We start from the raw sequence: 21,007 nt of genomic DNA, 5'->3' as shown, positions 1-21,007 counted from the left end.
CCGTGATGATGTTCGTCAGGCCGTCGCCAGAATTTCGGCGAGCCGCTCGCCGATGATGACGCAGGGCGCCATCGTGTTGCCCGTCGTCACGTCCGGCATGATCGAGCCGTCGGCGATGCGCAGGTTGTCGATGCCGTGGACTTTCAGATTGTTGTCGACGACCGCCATGTCGTCGTGCCCCATCCGGCAGGTGCACGTCGCGTGAAAATAGGACACGGCGCCGTCGCGGACGAAGTTCTCGAGGTCCGCGCCCTTCATCGGTCCGGGGATCACCTCCCGCTTGACGAACGGCTTCATGACCGCGGAATTGCCGAGTTCGCGCACCAGTTCGATGCCGCGGATCAGAACATCGACATCGGACTTCTCCTGCAGGGCATTCGCGAAGACCGCTATCTTATCGGCGGGCCTGTTCGATCGAAGCTTGAGATATCCGCGGCTCTTCGGCCGTACGATCCCGGGTGCGATCGACCAGCAGGACGCGGGCGGCTTGAACTGCGGGCCGGTCACCTCACTGACGTAGGGAATCTCGATCAGGAAAGGCTGAAGATCGGGCGTCGGGATGCTCGAATCGCTCTTCCAGAAGAAGGTTGCCTCGGCCGAGTTGTTGCGTGCCGGCAGGGCCTCGTTGGGCTCCCACACGCATCCGCCGATCATCGTATGGTCCTGAAAATTCTGCCCGACGCCCGGGAGATGATGGAGCGCGTCGATGCCGACCCGTTTGAGCTCGGCCTGATCGCCGATGCCGGACAGCATCAGCACGTGCGGCGTCTGGATCGCGCCCATCGAGAGGATGACCTCGCGGCTCGCATCGATCTTGCGGACGGTGCCGTTCAAGATGAACTCGACGCCGGTCGCCTTCTTACCGCTGAGCACGACACGGTTCACCTGTGCACCGGTCAGCACGGTCAGGTTCGGCTGCGCCATCACCGGATGAAGATAGCTGGCGGGAACGTTGACGCGGCGACCATCGCGGATTCGGAGATTGGCGACCGCGCAACCGCCGACACCCTCCATCATGGCGCCGTTCTGGTCCTCATAGGCGGTGATGCCGATCGAGTCTGCCGCCTTGACCATCGCCGGCGCCAGCGGGCTTGGATCTTTCGCCGGCGCCACCCAGACCGGTCCGCCCTTGCCTCTGCGCTTCTCGTCGGGCGCTCCCTGCCAGTCCTCGATTTTGCGGTAGATGCCGAGCACATGCTCGTAGGACCATTTCGGATCCTTCGCCACCGCAGCCCAGCCATCGAAGTCGTTCTTGTGACCGCGGGCCCAGACCATGGCATTGATGCTGCTGCCGCCGCCGAGCGCCTTGCCCATCGGCATCGCGATCGAGCGGCCGTTCAGGGACGGGCTGGGTTCGGTCATATAACCCCAGTCGCGTTCGCTCCCGATGTTCATGTACCATTGCAGCGGAGCCAGGATGCTCGGACTGTCATCGGTGCCCCCCGCTTCCAGCAGCAGGATCTGTTTGCTGGTATCCTGCGCGAGACGGCGAGCCACGACGCTGCCGCTCGAACCCGCACCACAAACGATATAGTCGTAGGTGCTCTTGAGGTTTTCGGCGCGCTTGCGTTGATTCTCCTGAATGGCGGATGCATCTTGCGCGAACGCATCCGCAGCAATCGCGCTCAATCCCGAAGCGACCGCGAGCTGCACAAATCTGCGGCGATCGATCTGGCGCCGCCATAATGCGGTCTCCAGGCGATCGATGGTCCGGCCGGCCTCGTCGTTCTCTGGCACGAGCATGCGTCCCCCTTGGCACCGAACGCCCATCGGCCTTCGGCTGCGCGCTGATATTTTAAGCTTCAAGTATCTGAATGCAGGCGGCCCAAAGCATATGGACCGGCAGCTGAGCGTCTATCCGCTTTGCGCAGGATTATCCGGAACACGCAAGAATCTGCGCGGCGGCGTCTCGACAAACGATGCCGAGCTGTTAGCCTGTTTACGGAAACCTGCCGGGTGCGTCTGTTGCGAGACAACTGAGAATGCGTACGCGGAATGTCGATGAGGCCATCGAGGCCGTCAGCAAGGTCTATTGCCCACACTCGATCAGCGTGACAGGCCGCGCTGCCGGCATCGACTCGGTGCTGGAGATCATCCAGCCCGGGCCTCAGCCCCTCGTCCATCTCTCCTATGCGGCGCCGGTGACCGTCGATGCCGGCCAGTTCGACGATCTTTTTCTGGCGATCCGCTCGACCGGGGGACGCGGATGCGCCCAACAAGACGGTCAATCGGCCTCATGGAGGGCGGGTCAGACGTTGCTGTTTTCCGCTGGGAAGGAAACTCGCATCCAATTTGCTGGGGACTTCACCCAGACCTCGGTCCGCCTCGACACGACGCTACTGGAGAATGTCTGTTCGCGCTGGCTTGGACATCCCATCGACGAGCCGGTGCGCTTCGACTTCCGTCCGTTCCCCGACGATCTTGAGCAAGGCTGGAGTCATATCCTGGGCATGCTGGCAGCCGGCTCGCCACCCGATCGCCACGAGCTGCGCCCGCGCCGACTGCTGGACGAATATCTCCTGTCGTTTCTCCTGCAACACCAGCCCAGCAACTACAGTGCGGAGCTGCAACGCGAGGTTCGCGATCCCTCACCACGGATTCTGCGCAAGGCCGAGCAGTTCATTCGCGAAAGCGCCGAGTCTCCAATCACGGTTTTGGACATCGCTGCAGAAATGGGCGTCAGCGTTCGCGCTCTGCAAGCGGCATTTCGGACCTGGAAATCGACGACACCCTCAAAATATCTAAGGGAGATCCGATTGCAACGCGTCCGAGACCGATTGATCGCCGGCGGCTCTTCCACGTCAGTCACCGAACTCGCCTTCGGCGTCGGCTTCAACCACCTTGGTCGGTTTAGCGAGATCTATCGCAAGACGTACGGGGAGTCTCCGAACGAGACTCTCCTGCGTTCGCGAAAGGCGGAGCGTCGTGGAGCGAAAATCTAAGTCGCGGTTGCGGGGCTTTGGTGCGGATTTGTGGCTGGGGATGCAGTGCGGATCGCGCTGGTCTCCACGCCAATTCCCTGCAAACAGGGAAATTTACAGGGAAAATACGAATCTTCCAGCCTGTGGTTTGGCCAAATACTCGCACAATACGGCCGCTCGCCGTCAATTTCCTACGATGAAAACAGGGAACTTTGCGCGGCTAACAGCGAATGTTTGAGATCGAAGAGGGAAAAATGTTTGTCGAGTCAGTCCATAAATGATGTTCGTACAAGCAGACAAAGATATGGCCGGGGCAAATGTCGCGCAAGCGAACCGTCACCCGCGAGCGCCCCAAAACGTGCACACGCGTGATCGCTATTTGACGCTATCGTTTAAGGGCCGCGGCGGTGAGGCGGGATTTGGATCCCGAGGTGAACAAGTGGATCGGGCACTCTGGCCACCATTTGAACTTCGCCCATCTTCAACGAACTTATCCCCACGTTGGAGGTGGGGGCGCCGTGGCTTTCGGGCGATGAGTCCACTCTAAGCATTCGCGAAAAACAGAGCCGCCTCGAAAGATCGAATATGGGGCGATATTGGACCAGAACATGCTGACCCAGATCGCCGCCACTACCGTTCCCACACTCGAACTTTGCCGTCGCATTTCAGCCGAGCAGGCAATGGCGCTCCGGTTTCAAATTGAAACTATCTGAAAGGACGCCGTCCCGGTAGTCTGATACTTGCACAGCCGTCGCGGCAAGAAGGAGTCCTAGTAAACTGAGGGATCATGCCTAGTCCTTGTCGAGCGGGGCGATTTCGCCCTTACTTGCGAACCAGCGCAGATCCTTCAAGTCTCCCTTGCAGCGCCACGCCGATCTCGTCCAGCACCTTGGGGTCCTCGATGGTCGCCGGCATGGTCCAGGACTCGCCGTCGGCGATCTTCTTGATGGTGCCGCGCAGGATCTTGCCGGAGCGTGTCTTCGGCAGGCGGCCGACCGTGATGGCGAGCTTGAAGGCGGCGACGGGACCGAGCCTGTCGCGAACCAGCGCCACGATCTCCTTCTCGATCTCGCCGGGCGAGCGTTTCACGCCCGCCTTGAGCACGAGGAAACCGCAGGGCACCTCGCCCTTGATCGCATCCTTGATGCCGAGCACGGCGCATTCGGCGACATCCGGATGCGAGGCCAGGATCTCCTCCATGCCCCCGGTGGAGAGCCGGTGGCCGGCGACGTTGATGATGTCGTCGGTGCGGCCCATGACGAAGACGTAGCCGTCCCCGTCCTTGTAGCCGGCATCCGACGTCTTGTAGTAGCCGGGGAATTCGCTGAGATAGGCCTCCTTGAAGCGCGCGTCCTGATTCCACAGCGTGGGCAGGCAGCCCGGCGGCATCGGCAGCTTGATGACGATCGAGCCCATCGTGTTGGGGCCCACCGGCTTAGCCGCTTCGTCGACGACGTCGACCTGATAGCCCGGCATCGGCACCGTCGGCGAACCGTGCTTCACCGGCAGCATGCCGAGGCCGACCGGATTGCCTGCGATGCACCAGCCGGTCTCGGTCTGCCACCAATGATCGATCACCGGCACCTTCAGCTGCGCCTCCGCCCATTCCACCGTCGGCGGATCAGCGCGCTCGCCGGCGAGGAACAGCGTGCGGAATTTCGACAGGTCGTATGGCCGGATCAGCTTGCCGTCCGGGTCTTCCTTGCGGATCGCGCGGAACGCGGTCGGCGCGGTGAACAAGGCGACCGCCTTGTGCTCGGAGATCACGCGCCAGAACGCGCCGGCATCGGGCGTGCCGACCGGCTTGCCCTCGTACATGATCGAGGTCGCGCCGTGCAGCAGCGGGCCATAGATGATGTAGCTGTGCCCGACCACCCAGCCGATGTCGGAGCCGCACCACCAGACCTCTCCCGGCTTGACGCCGTAGAGATTGAACATCGACCATTTCACAGCGACGAGATGGCCGCCATTGTCGCGCACCACGCCCTTCGGGATGCCGGTCGTGCCCGACGTATAGAGAATGTACAGCGGATCGGTGGCGGCGACCGGCACGCAGGCCGCGCTCTTGCCGTCGTTCAGCGCCTTGCGGCGCAGGCTCGCCCAATCGTGGTCACAGCCCGGCGTGAGGTCGCAGATTAGTTGCGGACGTTGCAGCACGATGCAGGCCTTCGGCTTCGCGGTGGCCAGCCTGATCGCCTCGTCGAGCAAGGGCTTGTACTGCACGATGCGGCCGGGCTCGATGCCGCAGCTCGCGGAGAGAATGAGCTTGGGCTGCGCATCGTCGATACGGCTCGCCAGCTCCTTGGCGGCAAAGCCGCCGAACACCACGCTGTGCACCGCGCCGATGCGCGCGCAGGCCAGCATCGCGACCACCGCTTCCGGCACCATCGGCATGTAAAGGATGACGCGATCACCCTTGGTCACGCCGAAATCCTGCATGATGGCGGCGAGTGCCTGCACCTCCCTCAGCAATTCGGCATAGGTGAATCTGGTGACGCTGCCCGTCAGCGGCGAATCATGGATCAGCGCGACCTGGTCGGCGCGGCCGCGTTCGACATGGCGATCGAGCGCGTTGTAGCAGGTGTTGACGACGCCACCGGTGAACCAGCGACCGTAGACGCCCTGCGCGGCATCGAACACTTTTTTCGGCGCCTCGATCCAATCGATTTCCCCTGCCGCCTCGGCCCAAAACCCGTCGGGATCAGCGAGCGAACGTGCATGAACTTCAGCGTAACGACTGAGGACGGCTGGCTGCATGGTGGCGGAACGACCTCTAGCGCATCGTGACTTTTGGGCTGATTTCAGATCGCGCCACCAGCGCCGAGTTGAGACCCACGACGGGCCTTACGCGGGTCCCGGGACTGTGGGTTCCCCACTTGCCGATACCATAGACACCAGTCACTGCCAGCGGATCGACCTCCAGGCCGAGTTTGAGCGCATCGTCACGCGTTTTCGTTTTGACCGCCACACGAAGAACGATCTCGTTCGGTTCGAATTTCATGTTCGGAGTCGACTCTCGATGGACTGCATTGAGGCCAACGAAGTCCCATCTAATCTCTTCGGCATCGAGGCCAGCCATCTTGAGGCGTTGCTCGAGGATATCCTTGGTCATCTCTGCCCGCTGCAGGGCTCCCGGACCTGCGAACAGGACCATCTCCTCAGCCACGAAGCCTTCGCGAAGGCCGATCAGAGCCTTCAGGGTCGGCGTGCGGGGACGACCGGCGCCGTCAATCAGCACTTCCACCTCATTGACGCCGATCTCGCGGAAGCGAACTTTCGTCAGGTCGGCGATGACGTCCGGACAGATATAGGTCGATGGATCCTGAACCTCGTAAAGGAGCTGCTCCTGGCAAGTCGCCTGGGAGACGATTCCGCCCTTGTCCGGCAGAATCGAAATAACGATCTTGTCGTCGGTGACCTCGACGATAGGATTACCGAGATCGGCGATGTTCGGGACGTCCTTGTATCCCGGATCGGCAAAGCAACCCCCGGTTATCTGCGAACCGCACTCCATCAGGTGGCCGATGATCATTCCCTTGGCCACGGCGTGGTGATCATCCATCGACCAGCCAAGCTCGTGAACAAGTGCCGCTAGATATGGACAGCCGTCGCCGATGCGGCTCGTCACGATCACATCCGCGCCGGAGGCGATCGCTTTGACGATGCCTTCCGCACCCATATAGACTTCAGCCGAGATGATGCTGTCGCGGAACTCCTTGACGGGCTTGCCGTCCTCGAGGAAATCGACGTCCAGATCAAGGATGCGGTCGGTGATAACGCTGCCGGAGACGGCCGCCACCTTCAGCTTCGGGATACCGAGTTCCTTGCCGATCTCGACAAGTTTGTCCGCGGCTGCGACCGGATCGATCCAGCCCGCGCTGGTGATGATCCGGACACCGCGCTCAACGCACTCCTTCAGGATCGGACGCATGCGTGCGTCCAAGTAAGGGTCATATGGCGGGATGCGGGTGTCGTTGGCGCGCGCGACCTGCGCTATGCTCATGGTCACCTCCGACATCGCATCGAAGCAGATGTAGTCCAGCTGGCCGTTGAGAACCAATTCCTTCGCCGGCTGTAGCCGGTCCCGCGACCAAGACGATCCACAACCAATTCGAACTTTCTTCATCACGAACCCGCCTTTCCGGAACGCCCAGCATAACCGTCCGGTACGTTGATGGACATGCCCATCATGAGAGAAGACAACGCTTTGCCTGACTCGTCGAAGGCCAGCGTCCTGGAGCGCCCACCTTCCAAGATATCACCGAAGACGAAGTTCAATGCGCCGATCGCCGGCACCTCGAAGCGAGTAATCTTGCCCTTGGTAATGGCACCGAAGACCTTGCCAACCGCATCAACGGTCACTTCCCGCGTCAGCAAATCGTAGTCGCGAATGTCGTAGGCGATGACAGAGACATTGCTGTCGCGCCCTTTCTCTCCCGATCGCGAATGCGCGACCTCCCTGAGCAGCACCTTTTTCATTATATCCTCTCGTGTTGCGCTTTCGCTTCGTATCGCCATGGCACGCCCAGTACCGCGCTAGTGCATTCCCAGATAGGCCTTGCGTATATCGACATTCTTCAGCAAGTCGCGTCCCGTGCCCTCCATCGTGACCCGCCCCGTTTCGAGCACATAGGCGCGGTCGGAGATCGCGAGCGCTTGGTTCGCCATCTGCTCGACCAGCACGATCGTGAGGCCCTTGCTCCTCAACGCCTTCAACTGGCTGAATATCTCCCGGCTCACGAGCGGAGCGAGACCGAGCGACGGCTCGTCCAGAAGCAGGATCCTGGGTCCGCTGATGAGCGCCCGGGCGATCGCCAGCATCTGCTGCTCGCCGCCGGAGAGCGTTCCTGCACATTGATCGCGACGCTCCTTGAGCCGTGGAAAGGTCGAGAACTGCCGCTCCATCGCGTCGAGCAGTTCGCCGCGCGCATAGCCGCACGAATAGGCGCCCAGCACCAGATTGTCCGCGACCGTCTGGTCGCCGAAGATGCCGCGCCCTTCAGGCGACATCGCCACCTTGAGTGCGACGCGGCGATGCGGCTTCATAAAGGTGACGTCGGCGTCGTTTATCAGGACCCGGCCAGTCTTCGGGAGCTCGAGTCCGGTGATGCCCTTCAGGAGAGTGCTCTTGCCCGCTCCGTTGGCGCCGATGATGCTGACGATCTCGCCTTCGGCGACATTCAGGCTGACGTCTCTCAGGGCCTGGACGGCCCCGTAGAAGATCGAGATGTTCTCAAGCTTCAGCATGTCAAGCAGCGCCCATTGAAGTTTCTTCGTCGACTTTGGCGTCCTCGGTTACGCCGAGATAGGCGGCAATGACCGCCGGATCGGCCTGGATCAGGCGCGGTTCGCCCTCGGCGATCTTCTTTCCGTAGTCGAGAACGGCCACATGGTCCGACACACTCATCACGAGGTCCATGTGATGTTCGACCATCAGGATGGTAATGCCTGTCCTCGCGATCCCGACCAGGAGTTCGCCCAGCTCGCGCGTTTCGGCCGGATTCAGTCCGGCCGCCGGCTCGTCCAGGAGCAGCAGAGACGGTCGCGACGCCAGGCTCCGCGCCAGTTCGACGCGCCGCTGGAGCCCGTAGGGCAGGCTCGTCGCCGGCCTGTCGCAGAAATCTGCAAGCCCGAGCGACCGCAGCAGGTTTTCCGCGTCGGTCCGGGCCTTGTCCTCTTCCCGCCTCGCCTTGGGTAGCCCGAACAGCGAAACCCAGAAGCCGTTCCCCATGCGGCAATGGGCACCGACCATCACGTTGTCCAGGACGGAGAGGTTCGCGAACAGGCGGAGGTTCTGGAATGTCCTCGCGATGCCCAGATCGCAGATTTCGGCGGGCGATGCGCCGTCGATACGTTCTCCGAGGAAGGAGATCGTCCCCACATCGGACCGTACGATCCCGGTCGTCATGTTAATCAGCGTACTCTTGCCTGCACCGTTGGGGCCGATCAGCGCGTGGATGTGGCCGGATTTGAGGTTCAAGCTGACGTCCTGCGCCGGCCTGACGCCGCCATAGGCCTTGCTCAGATTCCGGATCGTCAGCAACTCTTGATCGGCCGATCGATCGGAACGGAAGCGAGGCAGGCTATTCATCGTCGGTGGCGAGCTCCCGCTCGGCATCCCTCTGCGGGCTCGATGCCGCTCGAAGAAGGTCTGGATCATTCCGCCGACGCCGCCGGGCATCAGATAGAGCGAGAAGAGCAGAAGCGAGCCATAGACGAATTGCTGGAGCGACGGCCATCTTGCCAGGCCGGCATCGAGAGCCACCAGAATCACAGCTCCGAGGATCGGGCCATAGGTCAGGCCCGGGCCGCCGAACAAAACGAGCAGGAGGATGAAGATCGAGAGTCTGAACGAGAAGTACTCGGAGTTGATATACTGCGTTTCGTGCGCCACGAGGCCACCCGCCAGGCCGCACGTCACGGCGGCGATCACGAACGCAAGAACCTTGTACCGGTAGATCCGTATTCCGGCCGACGCTGCAGCGATCTCGTCGATCTGCAGCGAGTAGAAGGCGCGGCCGAAGCGGCCCGAGACCAAGTTCTTCAGCAGGATGTGCGTGACGACGCACAACGCTATCACGAAGATCGCAAGCTGAACCTTGGTGAGCGGCACGGACGACAATGTGAGAGGCTTGATCGCATAGATGCCCTGCGGTCCTCCGAATGTTTCCGTATGCTCGGTCACGACACGCTCGATGACGAGGCCGAAGGCCAGGGTGACCATGGCGAGATACGGCCCCTTCACCCGCAGTGACGGCAGCGCGATCAGAACGCCGAAGCATCCCGAAAGCACCGTCGCGGCCGTCAGCGCGAGCCACGGATTCCAGGCAAAGCTCGTCGTCAGCAGGGCGACGGAATAGGCGCCGACAGCGAAGAGACCGGCTTGGCCGAGCGATTTCTGCCCGGCATATCCGACCAATACGTTCATTCCGGCTGCGCAAAGGAAGTAGATGCCGGCCATAAAGATGATGCGGACGTAATAGGCGTTCGGCGCCAGCTCGACGAAGAGAATGCCGACGGCGCCCGCCAGGATCGCCAATCCATGGATACGAACAAACTTCATGTCTTTTCAACCACCACTTGGCCGAGAAGTCCCGACGGGCGAACGACCAGCACCATAATCACGAGTGCGAAGATCACGACCTCTTTCCACGAAGCGTCCCAAAGATTGACCACGGATTCGAGGATTCCGATGGCAAAGCCTCCGAGGATGCACCCCCGGGGGCTGGTGAGCCCTCCGACGATCGCAGCCGAGAAGCCCTTCATGCCGAAGGCAAGACCGAGATAAGCCGAGGCAGATGCGATCGGAGCGATCAGGACACCGCTGAGGCCCGCCAGTGCCGAGCTGACCGCGAACGACCACATCATCACCGAGGTGACGCCGATTCCCATCAGCGACGCGACCGACGGGTTGAGCGCGACGGCGCGCATCACCTTGCCGATCAGCGATCGGCGCATGACGACGTCGACGATGAGAAATATCGCAATCGATGCTACGAGGACCAAAAGCTCCTGGCGCCGGATCATGGCGCCAAAGATATCCGTCAGGTCGTCTCCGACGGGCGCCGGCACTATCACGCTTCCGGGCCCCCAGAGCGCGAGCATGATGCTCTGCAGGATGATTCCGAAGCCGAGCGTGCTGACAACCCACGCTAATCCGGGCTTTCCGACGAATGGGCGGATGCCGGCGAGATAGAGCAGAAAGCCGATCGCCGTCATCAAGACGATCACGAGCCCGATTCCGATCATCTCCTGCCAAGCCGTCGCCTCGACGCTCGGAAGGGAGAGATTGGTTCCGCCCGACATCAGGACTAGGCTCGCGACGTATATGAACGCCCCGGTCGACAGGAATTCGCCGTGGGAAAAGTTGAGAGTACGCGTCGTGGTGAACGTGATGCTGAATCCCAGCGCCATCAATGCATATACCGCGCCGGATGCCGCGCCGCTGAGGACGGCCTGCAGGAGAACGATTAACATGACACTCCCTGGGAGAACCGGAAAGAGCCGGCCCACCGCGAACGGGTGGACCGGCGCATTCCCCGGTTACTTGCTTGCGATCTTCTCGATGACACTGTCGTTGTAGGGCTGCACATCATCACCCTTCCAGCGGACCCAATGATAATCCTGGGCGCCTAGCCCCTCGTGCTTCGTCGCCGAATAGGGCTTGTCGTAGGTCTTCATCAAGCCCTTGTAGGGCTTTTCGAGATTCTCGAGCGCGGCCTTGATCGCCGCCCCATCGGTCTTCCCCGCCTGCTCGATCGCCTTTACCAGAAGCATCGCGGCGTCGTACGAGTGGGACGCCTGCGCGATGGGCGGCTCGCCGAGCGTGGTCTGCGACTTAATCCGCTCGAACAGCGCGCTCATGTCGGAGTTCATCGGGCCACCTGCGCGGGTGCGCATGAAGATGGGCTTCTCGGCAAGCTTTGGCCCCGCAGCCTTGACGAAGGGCGCCTGATCGGCGACCCAGGACGTCAGCGTCAACGGGAAATAGTTCAGCTTCTCCATGCTACGAAACACCTGCGCCATGGGTCCGGCCTGCGTCCATAGCACGATGGTATCGACACCGGCCGACCTCATCTTGTTGAGCTGCGAGGTCACATCCGTATCGGCAACACCGAACTTCTCGACCAGGATCGGCTTCACCTTGTAGTCCGGCGCGAACTTCTGCAGGTCAGCGAGCGCTCCAAGCCCATAGCCGGTAGTCTCGACCAAGAAACCGACCTTCTTGGACTCCGGGTTGCCGCCGACGTATTTGAGAATACCCTGCGCATTCTCCCGATCGACCAGAGAGACGCGATACATGTAGTTGCCCTCAGCCGGACCGTCGAAGGTCGTCACATCCGTCCCGGTCGCCATCGAGATGATCGTCGGCACCTTTTTCTGGTCGACAATATTCTTCCAGGCGACGACGTTACCCGAGTTTACGCCTCCGAGCATCGCCACAACGCGTTCATTCTCGACGAGTTCGACCGCGTTCTGAATGGCGGTCTGGGGCTGCCCGAGATCGTCGCGAACGACCAATTCGAGCTTGCGCCCGAGAACCCCGCCCTTGGCATTCACGTCGTCGAAGGCCGCCTTGATGCCGGCTAGACCGGCTTGCCCCACCAGCGCTGAGGGCGATGCCGAGATATCGCAGTTGAAGCCGACCTTGATGGACTCTTGCGCAGATGATTGCGACGACCCCACGCATACAGCGGCAGCCAGCAGAAAAAGGGTTCGAAAGCGATTCACGTCCAGTATCCTCCTTTGATGTAAGTCGGCTTGTTATCTTTGCAATCGTATGCAAAATTTGTCCCGCGTCAAGGTCCTGTGCTTTTCGTTGCATCGCAACTTGATCCCGCGGGGTCGTTCTATAGTCTGGGGAGGCATTTACCTGAGGCAATTCGACACGTTCTCTGTCGCAGGTCACTATTTCGCCTCTCATTTCAGTCCCCCGCCGCGTTCTTCAGCAAAGACGCGCCCTTCGGAAGTAGCCGGACACATGACGAAAGACCGGAAAGGGAGCGTGAATGCGCGGATGGTGGCAAAGATCGCCGGCGTCTCGCAGTCTGCCGTCTCGCGCACCTTTACGCCCGGCGCGAGCGTCTCGCCGACGACCAAGGCCAAGATCATGCGCGCGGCGGCCAAGCTCGGCTATAGGCCGAATGCGCTGGCCCGCTCGCTCATCACGAACAAGTCGGGAATAGTCGGCGTCGTGATGTCGTATCTCGACAACCAGTTCTATCCCGCCCTGCTTGAAAAGCTGGTGTCGCGCCTGCGCGATCATGATTATCAGGTGCTGCTGTTCACCAACTTCGGTAACCGCGACACCGACCCCGTTGCCGAACAGGTTGTCCAGTATCAAGTGGACGGACTGATCCTGGCTTCCACGACGCTGTCGTCCGAACTCGCGGAGATCTGCACGCGTTCGCAAATTCCTGTCGTGCTGATCAATCGAACGACGGCCAGCGACACGGTCTGCAGTGTCGTGAGCAACAACGAGCGGGGAGGACGACTGCTTGCCGAATACCTGATCGCCGGAGGCCACCGCCGCATCGGCTATATCGCAGGAATCCACAACTCGTCGACAAACCGGGATCGCCTGGCCGGGCTGTGCAGCGTCCTCGCGTCGTCCGGCCTGCCCGAGCCGATAGTGGCCTACGGCGAATATTCGCTCGACTCCGCAGCGCGCGCGGCGCGAGAACTGCTCATGTTGCGGGAGCGCCCGGATGCGATCTTTTGCGCGAACGATCACATGGCCTTCGCGGTCATGGACGTGGCGCGACACGAATTCGGGCTGAGAATTCCGCGCGATATCTCTATCGTCGGATACGACAATGCCGGCCCCGCGAGGTGGCCCAGCTATGACCTCACCACGGTCGAACAGCCCGTCGACGGGATGGCAGACGCCACCGTCGAACTGCTGCTCGGGCAGATTCGGGGAGACAAAAAGGTCTGCCGCCACGTCGTCCTCGACGGCGATCTCGTCATCGGCTCTTCGGCAAGAAGACCCAGCGATCGCGCCTGATTCACCGGCAGATTGAAACGACAAGCGCCGCCAAGCCGATCGCGATCCCATCACGAGTTGACACCCGAAATCGCTTTGCATACGATTGCAACATCAAAACAAGGTGCGGCGCCTCAGCGCTCAAATTGACCGCACAGATCGTTTGGAGGACAACCTTTGACAAATCTGATGGTTGGCTGCGGAGCGGGGTTCTCTCAGGACCGGGTCGGAGCGGCCGTTCCGGTCGTGGACACGCTCATCGCGAGGAGAGCGCCCGCCGCGATCATTTTCGAGATGCTCGCAGAGCGAACGCTGGCCGCTGCACATCTCGACCGGCTGGACAACCCGGACCGAGGCTATGAGCCAACGCTGGCGGCGCATATCAGCCCGATCCTAGAAAAGTGTCTCGCCAACGGAATCACGATCGTCGGCAATTTCGGCGCGGCCAACCCCAAGGGTGCCGCTGCGATGCTGACGCACCTTGCCGAACAGGCGGGCCTCCCCGCTCCGCGCATCGCCGTCATCGGGGGAGACGATCTCTCAGACCACGCTCACCGGCAGATGCTCAGGGAACAGCTGGGCAAAGACTTTTCTGAAAGTCGGTTCGTCTGCGCCAACGTTTATCAGGGGGCGTTCGAGATCGCGGAAGGGATCCGCGGCGGCGCGCAGATCGTCGTGACCGGCCGCGTTGCCGATGCCTCGCTGACCCTCGGGCCGGCGATCGCACACTACGGATGGAAGCGCGACGACTGGGACAAGCTGGCCGGTGGCACGATGGCGGGGCACATTCTCGAATGCGGCGCACAGGTCACGGGCGGATACTACGCCGACCCCGGTCCTAAGGACGTGCCCGATCTCGACCGCGTCGGCTTTCCGATCGTCGAGATCACTCCGGAAGGCGACAGCATCGTGACCAAGGCCGACGATACCGGCGGCATCGTCAACGCGATGACCGTCAAAGAGCAACTGCTCTATGAAGTCCACGATCCCTTCGATTACCTGACTCCCGACGTCAGGGTCGATCTCAGCGACGTCGAGATCAAGGAAGTCGGCCCCGACAAGGTCTTGATCACCGGCGTGAAGGGACGCGGCCGGCCTGAAACGCTGAAAGTCAACGCGTTCTTCAAGGGTGGCTGGCTCGGGGAAGGCGAGATCTCCTATGCCGGCCCCAACGCGGAAGCGCGCGCCCGACTGGCGATGGATATCCTGCGCAAGCGGCTCGGAAACCGGCTCAAGCTGCGCTTCGACCTGATCGGCGTGACCAGCCTCTTCGACGGCGACGATAACGACGTTCTGGCGAAAACGCCCGACAGCGGCAGCAAGGACGTTCGTCTGAGGGTTGCCGCCAAGGACGACGAACTAGCGCCGATCGAAGACCTCATCGCCGAAGTGGTTTCGCTGTGGACCTGCGGTCCCGCTGGCGGCGGCGGAGCACGGGGTTTCAAGCGCTCCCGCCTGAGCATGAGTTCCTGCCTGATTCCGCGGGATCTGGTGCCCGCGCATTGTTCCTTCTACGCGACCTGAGGACCCTCCATGGCACAAGCAACACTCTACGACTACGCCCACGCCCGGACAGGGGACAAAGGCGAACGAAGCAGCATCTCCCTGTTCGCCTACAAGGCGGACGACTACGAACTGTTGGTTCGGGAAGTCACGGAGGAGCGCGTCACCAAGCATTTTTCCTTCCGCCATCCCAGCATGGTTAAACGGTATCTGCTGCCTAAGCTTGGCGGGATGAACTTCGTCATCGACGATGTCCTCGACGGCGGCGTCAATCAGTCCCTGAATCTGGACATGCACGGCAAGGCCCTGTCGTTTCATCTGCTCGCGATGCAGATCGAGACGTCCATCTGAGCCGGGCCGAGATAACACAACACAGCGAGAGGAAGTTCGTGCGCGTCATCGCAGAAGGTCTTCAATTTCCTGAAGGGCCGGTGGCAATGCCGGACGGCTCGATCCTGGTTTCCGAGATAGCGGGCGGACGGATCAGCCGCATCTCGCCCGGCGACGGCACCACCGTCGTGGCCGAGCTCGGAGGCGGTCCAAACGGGGCCGCACTCGGCCCGGACGGCGCTCTCTATGTCTGTAACAATGGCGGCCTGAATTTCAGTAACGTCGAGGGCAGACTCCTGGCCCAGCACGGGCTTCCCAGTAACTATGTGGGCGGATCGATCCAGCGCGTCGATCTCGCGAGCGGAGCGGTGAAAACGCTTTACACGCATTGCGGAGACGTTCAGCTTCGCGGCCCGAACGACATTGTTTTCGACAAGTACGGCGGCTTTTACTTCACCGATTTCGGCAAGAACATGGGCCGCGTCCGGGATGTTGGCAGCGTGTTCTACGCGAGCATCGACGGCAAGACGATCCGTGAAGTGATCCATCCGATCGCCAATCCGAACGGCGTCGGCCTGTCGCCCGACCAAACCCTCCTCTACGTCGCCGAGACCGAGACGTCCCGGCTCTGGTCGTATCCTATCAAGGCGCCGGGAGTACTCGACCAGCTCGGCGCACCCTCACCGAACGGCGGAACGCTGGTCCACGGCCTGGGCGGCTACCAACGGTTCGACAGCATGGCTGTAGAGCAGACGGGCAACGTCTGCGTCGCGACGCTCGTCACCGGGCACGTCTCGGTGTTCTCGCCCGAAGGCCGGCTCGTCGAGCAGGTCAAGCTGCCCGATCCGCACACGACCAATCTCTGCTTCGGCGGTGACGACCTCAAGACGGCCTTCGTGACGCAATCCACGACCGGCAAGCTGATCGCCGTCGACTGGCCACGCGCCGGCCTCGCGTTAAATTTCTGAAATATCGCGGCGATCCCATCGCCGCTCGATCCCCTAATGAGAAACTTCGATACAAACGCGACTCGGTGTCGCCTTAGCCTGGTAGGAGACTTTGTAGTGGTGCAGTGGTTGAAGCGCGGTGCTGGCGAACAGGAACGTTCTTCCGCAGATCAGAAGGTGCGTCATGCGGTTGAACAGATCTTGGCAGACATCGAAGCCCGGGGCGACGACGCCATCCGGGAGCTGTCCATCAAGTTCGACGGCTGGGATCGCAAGGACTACCGCCTCACCGAGGCCGAGATCAAGGAGTGCATGGCCCAGCTCTCGAAGCGGGACATCGAGGACATCAAGTTCGCCCAGGAGCAGATCCGTAACTTCGCGCAGCATCAGCGCGCCTCGATAAAGGACATCGAGGTCGAGACGCTTCCCGGCGTCTTCCTCGGGCACAAGAATATCCCCATTCAAAGCGTCGGATGCTATGTGCCGGGTGGCGAATACCCCCTTCTTGCCTCTGCCCACATGTCGGTCGTGACAGCGCGGGTTGCGGGCGTGCCGCACATCGTCACCTCGGCTCCGCCCTTCAAGGGGAAACCTGCGCCGGCAATTGTCGCGGCGCAGCATCTCGCGGGCGCCGATGTGATTCTGTGTCTCGGCGGCATTCAGGCCGTCGGTGCAATGGCATTCGGCGTGGGATGTGAACCGGTTGACATGCTGGTCGGCCCCGGCAACGCGTATGTTGCCGAAGCGAAGCGTCAGCTGTTCGGCCGGGTAGGGATCGATCTCTTTGCGGGACCGACCGAGACCCTCGTCATCGCCGACGAGAGTGTCGACGCCGAGATGTGTGCGACTGATTTGCTCGGGCAAGCGGAACACGGACCGACCTCGCCGGCCGTCCTTCTCACGAACTCGGAGCGTCTCGCGCGCGAGACTGTGGCCGAGATCGAGAGGCTATTGACGATCTTGCCGACGGCCAAGGTCGCCGCACAAGCTTGGCAAGATTACGGCGAGGTGATCGTGTGCGATAGCTACGAGGAGATGATCGTCGAAGCCAATCGCATCGCCTCCGAACACGTTCAGGTTATGACCAAAGACCCTCAATACTTCCTGAACAACATGACAAATTACGGCGCACTCTTCCTCGGCCCGCGAACCAACGTCGCCTTCGGCGACAAGGTCATCGGAACGAACCATACGCTGCCGACGAAGAAGGCGGCCCGCTATACGGGCGGCCTGTGGGTTGGGAAGTTTCTCAAGAACGTCACCTACCAGCGCGTCACGACGGACGAAGCTTCCGCTCGGATCGGCGAGGTTTGCTCGCGGCTCTGCATCCTGGAAGGATTTTCGGGGCATGCGGAGCAGGCGAATATCCGCGTCCGCCGGTTTGGCGGACGCAATGTTCCTTACGCCGCTGCGGCGGAGTAGACGCGACAGGACGTGACGATGAGCCTATCGGCATTGCCCAATTTCGATCTTTCCGGTCGCCGCGCGCTGGTGACCGGAGGCAGCAAGGGAATTGGTCTCGGAGCAGCTCGCGTGCTGGCGGCGGCCGGCGCCCATGTCACGATCGTCGCGCGCCGCGCGGATGACGTGGCTGCCGCAGCCGAAGCCATCAACACGAGCGACGGGATCGCGGAAGGCCTCTGCCTCGACGTTACGGACGTCGCGGCCGTTGCCGATCATGTCGCGCGATCCCTGCCGTATCAGATCCTCGTCAACAGTGCCGGCACCAACGTCCCAGGGCCTTTCGTCGACGTGAGTCCTGACCGCTTCGATCTGGTGATGGGGCTGAATGTCAGGGCAAGCTATTTCGTCACACAGGCAGTCGCTCGCCGCCTCATCGCGTCCGGCATGAGTGGATCCATAATAAACGTCTCGTCGCAGATGGGACACGTGGGCGCAAGCAACCGCACGATCTATTGTGCCTCGAAGTGGGCGCTGGAAGGACTGACCAAGGCGCTGGCCGTCGAGCTTGCATCCGCACGTATCAGGATCAACACGATCTGCCCCACTTTCATCGAAACCCCGATGACAGCGCCCTTCTTTGCTGACTCTCAATTTCGCGCCAGCGTACTATCCAAGATCAAGCTCGGCCGGTTGGGAACGGTTGACGATCTTGCTGGCGGCTTCCTCTTCCTTGCATCCGATGCATCGTCTCTGATGACTGGCGCTTCGCTCGTGATCGACGGAGGATGGACCGCGGAATAGCGGCACTGTTTTGCCTGATACAATCAAAAAACTCGCTCAACTAGGGAAACCCGGGAACATGCCAAGTTCCAACACTTACGAAATCTACGCGATACGCTACGCCACCAGTGCGCCACAACGTATCCGAAACCAGAACTTCATTATCGACCCGAACCCGACCAGTCCCCACGCTATGGATTTTTTTTCCTGGGTATTGGTGGCGCCCGACCGGCAGATCGTCATCGATACCGGCATGAGCCGGCTAAAGGCGGAGCGGCATGGCCATGTCTTCCTGCGTGAGCCCGCAGACGGCCTTCGCGCCTTGGGACTGGCACCGGAAAGCGCGCAGACAGTGATCTTGTCCCATCTCCATTTCGACCATATCGGCAATATCGATCAATATCCCGCAGCCCATTTCTACGTTCAGAAAGTAGAGCTCGAGTTCGCAACCGGGCCAGACATGCGCTACTACTACTTCAGGCGCCCCTATTCGGCCGACGAGATCGGCCGCGTCATCAACTATCTCTATGAGGATCGGGTCACGCTGCATGGTCCCGACCTGGACATCGCCCCTGGCGTCTCGCTGCATCTCGTCGGCGGCCATTGCGCCGGGCAAGAGATCATACGCGTGAAGACCGAACGTGGATGGGTCGTTCTGGCGTCCGACGCTCTTCACTACTACGAGGAATATGAACGCAGCATCCCGTTCACCGTCGCATACAACATGTCAGATATGCTGCGCGCCCACGAGAAGGTCCGGCAGCTCGCCGACTCCGACGATCATATCGTCCCCGGCCACGATCCTCTCGTCCTGAAGAAATATCCCGCTGCCCGTCCGGAGCTCAAGGACTTCGTGATCCGTCTCGACGTTCCGCCCCAACCGCTTCCGCCGTCGCGATGAACCGTGAACATGAACCGCAAGACCGGAGGATTCTGACGTGACGGTGAGAATTGGCTGCGGTGCCGGCTTCGCCGGTGACCGTATCGATCCTGCGAAAGATCTCGCAGCCCGCGGACGACTGGATTACCTTATCTTCGAATGCATGGCGGAACGCACGCTTGCACTCGGACAGCTGGCGCGCCGCCAAAATCCCAATGCGGGATTCAACAACTATCTCGTAAAGCGTCTTGAAGCGGTTCTTCCGGATTGCTGCGCCAACAAAACGCGCATCGTGACCAACATGGGCGTCGCAAACCCGGAACGGGCAGCCCAAGTGACCCTCGATGTCGCTAGAAAGCTTGGCCTCGGCGGCTTCAAGGTCGCCGTGGTCAAGGGCGATGACGTCGCCGATCTCATCAGCAAGGACACCATGCTTCCCGAACTCGGCAAGACCATCGGCGAGACGGGACTTCACATGATCTCAGCCAATGCCTATCTCGGCGCGGACATCATCGGCCAGGCGCTGGACGAGGATCCTGCCATCGTTCTCACCGGAAGGGTAGCCGATCCGTCTCTTGTTGTGGCCCCCTTAGCGCATGAATTCGGCTGGCGCTTCGACAACTGGCAAGAGATGGCGCAGGCAACGCTCATCGGTCACGTGCTCGAATGCGGAGGACTCGTCACAGGAGGGTATTTCGCCGATCCCGGTTACAAATCGGTTCCGGATCTGGCCTATATTGGGTTCCCGCTGGCTGAGGTCGAACCGGACGGATCGGCTATTATTACCAAGTTGCCAGACACGGGCGGCGTTATGATCCCGCACATCGTCAAGGAACAGCTGTTCTACGAAGTACACGATCCTAAGGGGTACAAGACGCCCGATGTGGTCGCCAACTTTGCATCTGTAAAGGTGAGTGCTGCGGGCCCAGATCGCGTCGCTGTCCATGGCGCTACCGGTCAGCCCCGACCTGACACTTTAAAGGTCACTGTCGGATTTGACGGCGGGTATTTGGCTGAAGTCGGCATCAGTTACGCCGGACCGGGTGCCGTCGACCGCGGACGACTCGCGGCTCAGATCATCCGCGAGCGCATGGAGAACCTACACGGCCGAAAGGAAGAACTTCGGCTTGACCTGATAGGACAAAACTCTCTTCACGGCTCCGCAACCGCATCCGCCGCGCGCGAACTCGAGGATGTCCGTGTGCGAGGAGCGCTCCGCAGCTTCGACCGCGAAACTGCGGAGGTACTGCTCTACGAAGTTGAGGCCCTGCTCAACAACGGCCCTGCCGGCGGCGGCGGCTACCGCGGCACCATAACGCCGTCAGTGATCACTCACGCCGCATTCGTCGGTCGCGCCGCGGTCAAACCAACCTTCGAGGTGTTCTCTACATGAAAGTAAAAGCACCGCTGCGCCAGATCGCTTCCGCTCGAGCCGGCGACAAGGGCAACATTTCAAGCATCGGCGTATGGGTCTACGATCCGCGTCATTACGCCGACGTAAAGGCTCAACTCACTGCCGAACGTGTGAAGAATGCCTATCCACGTCTATTTCAAGGGAAAGTTGAACGGCACGCAGTAGACGAGTTGCATGGTCTCAATTTTGTTCTTCACGACGCTCTGGAAGGCGGCGTGAATAGCTCGCTAAATCTTGACACGCATGGCAAGTCTTTCAGCTTCCTCCTGCTTGCCCTTGAAGTTGAGATCGAACTACTGAACGATCCCGTCGTGCTGACCTGACCAAGATTCGTTTTGGACT

18 protein-coding genes are annotated in these 21,007 nt (G+C 61.1%); 10 read left to right on the top strand and 8 right to left on the bottom strand.

Annotated features, from left to right (window positions below; all coding sequences use genetic code 11):
* Positions 1 to 15 precede the first annotated feature (15 nt).
* Positions 16 to 1,743, bottom strand: a complete 1,728-nt coding sequence (locus tag QM712_RS04700; RefSeq protein WP_415021878.1) for a GMC family oxidoreductase — start codon at positions 1,741 to 1,743, stop codon at positions 16 to 18.
* 239 nt (positions 1,744 to 1,982) lie between these two features.
* Here QM712_RS04700 and QM712_RS04695 point away from each other — a divergent pair, with 239 nt between their 5' ends.
* Complete coding sequence (locus QM712_RS04695) at positions 1,983 to 2,942, top strand: AraC family transcriptional regulator (protein ID WP_415021877.1); 960 nt, start codon at positions 1,983 to 1,985, stop codon at positions 2,940 to 2,942.
* A gap of 801 nt (positions 2,943 to 3,743) precedes the next feature.
* Here QM712_RS04695 and QM712_RS04690 read toward each other — a convergent pair.
* The 7 genes from QM712_RS04690 to QM712_RS04660 form a co-directional block, all read right to left on the bottom strand.
* Complete coding sequence (locus tag QM712_RS04690) at positions 3,744 to 5,678, bottom strand: propionyl-CoA synthetase (protein ID WP_415021876.1); 1,935 nt, start codon at positions 5,676 to 5,678, stop codon at positions 3,744 to 3,746.
* Between the two features lie 16 nt (positions 5,679 to 5,694).
* Positions 5,695 to 7,047, bottom strand: coding sequence for an acyclic terpene utilization AtuA family protein (locus tag QM712_RS04685; RefSeq protein ID WP_415022046.1), 1,353 nt, complete (start codon positions 7,045 to 7,047; stop codon positions 5,695 to 5,697).
* On the bottom strand, positions 7,047 to 7,400 hold the full coding sequence (locus tag QM712_RS04680) for a hypothetical protein (RefSeq protein WP_415021875.1): 354 nt from the start codon (positions 7,398 to 7,400) through the stop codon (positions 7,047 to 7,049). Before QM712_RS04680 ends, QM712_RS04685 begins: the two co-directional genes overlap by 1 nt.
* A 57-nt stretch (positions 7,401 to 7,457) precedes the next feature.
* On the bottom strand, positions 7,458 to 8,168 hold the full coding sequence (locus tag QM712_RS04675; protein ID WP_415021874.1) for an ABC transporter ATP-binding protein: 711 nt from the start codon (positions 8,166 to 8,168) through the stop codon (positions 7,458 to 7,460).
* Position 8,169: 1 nt separating this feature from the next.
* Complete coding sequence (locus tag QM712_RS04670; protein WP_415021873.1) at positions 8,170 to 9,984, bottom strand: ABC transporter permease subunit; 1,815 nt, start codon at positions 9,982 to 9,984, stop codon at positions 8,170 to 8,172.
* Entirely contained in the window at positions 9,981 to 10,898 is a 918-nt protein-coding gene (locus QM712_RS04665; RefSeq protein ID WP_415021872.1) for a branched-chain amino acid ABC transporter permease, read from the bottom strand. Before QM712_RS04665 ends, QM712_RS04670 begins: the two co-directional genes overlap by 4 nt.
* Before the next feature lie 66 nt (positions 10,899 to 10,964).
* Complete coding sequence (locus QM712_RS04660) at positions 10,965 to 12,152, bottom strand: ABC transporter substrate-binding protein (RefSeq protein ID WP_415021871.1); 1,188 nt, start codon at positions 12,150 to 12,152, stop codon at positions 10,965 to 10,967.
* A 250-nt stretch (positions 12,153 to 12,402) separates the two neighbouring features.
* Here QM712_RS04660 and QM712_RS04655 point away from each other — a divergent pair, with 250 nt between their 5' ends.
* The 9 genes from QM712_RS04655 to QM712_RS04615 all read left to right on the top strand — a co-directional run bounded on the left by QM712_RS04655 (position 12,403) and on the right by QM712_RS04615 (position 20,988).
* A complete protein-coding gene (locus QM712_RS04655) occupies positions 12,403 to 13,428 on the top strand; it encodes a LacI family DNA-binding transcriptional regulator (protein ID WP_415021870.1) in 1,026 nt (341 codons plus the stop codon).
* 168 nt (positions 13,429 to 13,596) lie between these two features.
* Positions 13,597 to 14,931, top strand: coding sequence for an acyclic terpene utilization AtuA family protein (locus tag QM712_RS04650; RefSeq protein WP_415022045.1), 1,335 nt, complete (start codon positions 13,597 to 13,599; stop codon positions 14,929 to 14,931).
* A gap of 9 nt (positions 14,932 to 14,940) precedes the next feature.
* Complete coding sequence (locus QM712_RS04645) at positions 14,941 to 15,261, top strand: hypothetical protein (protein ID WP_415021869.1); 321 nt, start codon at positions 14,941 to 14,943, stop codon at positions 15,259 to 15,261.
* Between the two features lie 38 nt (positions 15,262 to 15,299).
* On the top strand, positions 15,300 to 16,208 hold the full coding sequence (locus tag QM712_RS04640; RefSeq protein WP_415021868.1) for an SMP-30/gluconolactonase/LRE family protein: 909 nt from the start codon (positions 15,300 to 15,302) through the stop codon (positions 16,206 to 16,208).
* Between the two features lie 96 nt (positions 16,209 to 16,304).
* Entirely contained in the window at positions 16,305 to 17,609 is a 1,305-nt protein-coding gene (gene hisD / locus QM712_RS04635) for a histidinol dehydrogenase (protein WP_415021867.1), read from the top strand.
* 33 nt (positions 17,610 to 17,642) lie between these two features.
* The gene (locus QM712_RS04630) at positions 17,643 to 18,392 is read left to right on the top strand and encodes an SDR family NAD(P)-dependent oxidoreductase (RefSeq protein WP_415021866.1); all 750 of its coding nucleotides are present in this window, start codon (positions 17,643 to 17,645) and stop codon (positions 18,390 to 18,392) included.
* A 58-nt stretch (positions 18,393 to 18,450) separates the two neighbouring features.
* The gene (locus QM712_RS04625) at positions 18,451 to 19,272 is read left to right on the top strand and encodes an N-acyl homoserine lactonase family protein (RefSeq protein WP_415021865.1); all 822 of its coding nucleotides are present in this window, start codon (positions 18,451 to 18,453) and stop codon (positions 19,270 to 19,272) included.
* A gap of 37 nt (positions 19,273 to 19,309) precedes the next feature.
* Entirely contained in the window at positions 19,310 to 20,644 is a 1,335-nt protein-coding gene (locus tag QM712_RS04620; protein ID WP_415021864.1) for an acyclic terpene utilization AtuA family protein, read from the top strand.
* Positions 20,641 to 20,988: a hypothetical protein gene (locus QM712_RS04615; RefSeq protein ID WP_415021863.1), complete on the top strand. Its 348-nt coding sequence runs from the start codon at positions 20,641 to 20,643 to the stop codon at positions 20,986 to 20,988. Before QM712_RS04620 ends, QM712_RS04615 begins: the two co-directional genes overlap by 4 nt.
* Positions 20,989 to 21,007 lie beyond the last annotated feature (19 nt).

The sequence above is a fragment of the Bradyrhizobium sp. genome, from assembly GCF_047605465.1.
GTDB lineage: Bacteria > Pseudomonadota > Alphaproteobacteria > Rhizobiales > Xanthobacteraceae > Bradyrhizobium.
Note: the sequence above shows the minus strand (reverse complement) of the source record. Positions and strands in the feature narration are given on the sequence as shown.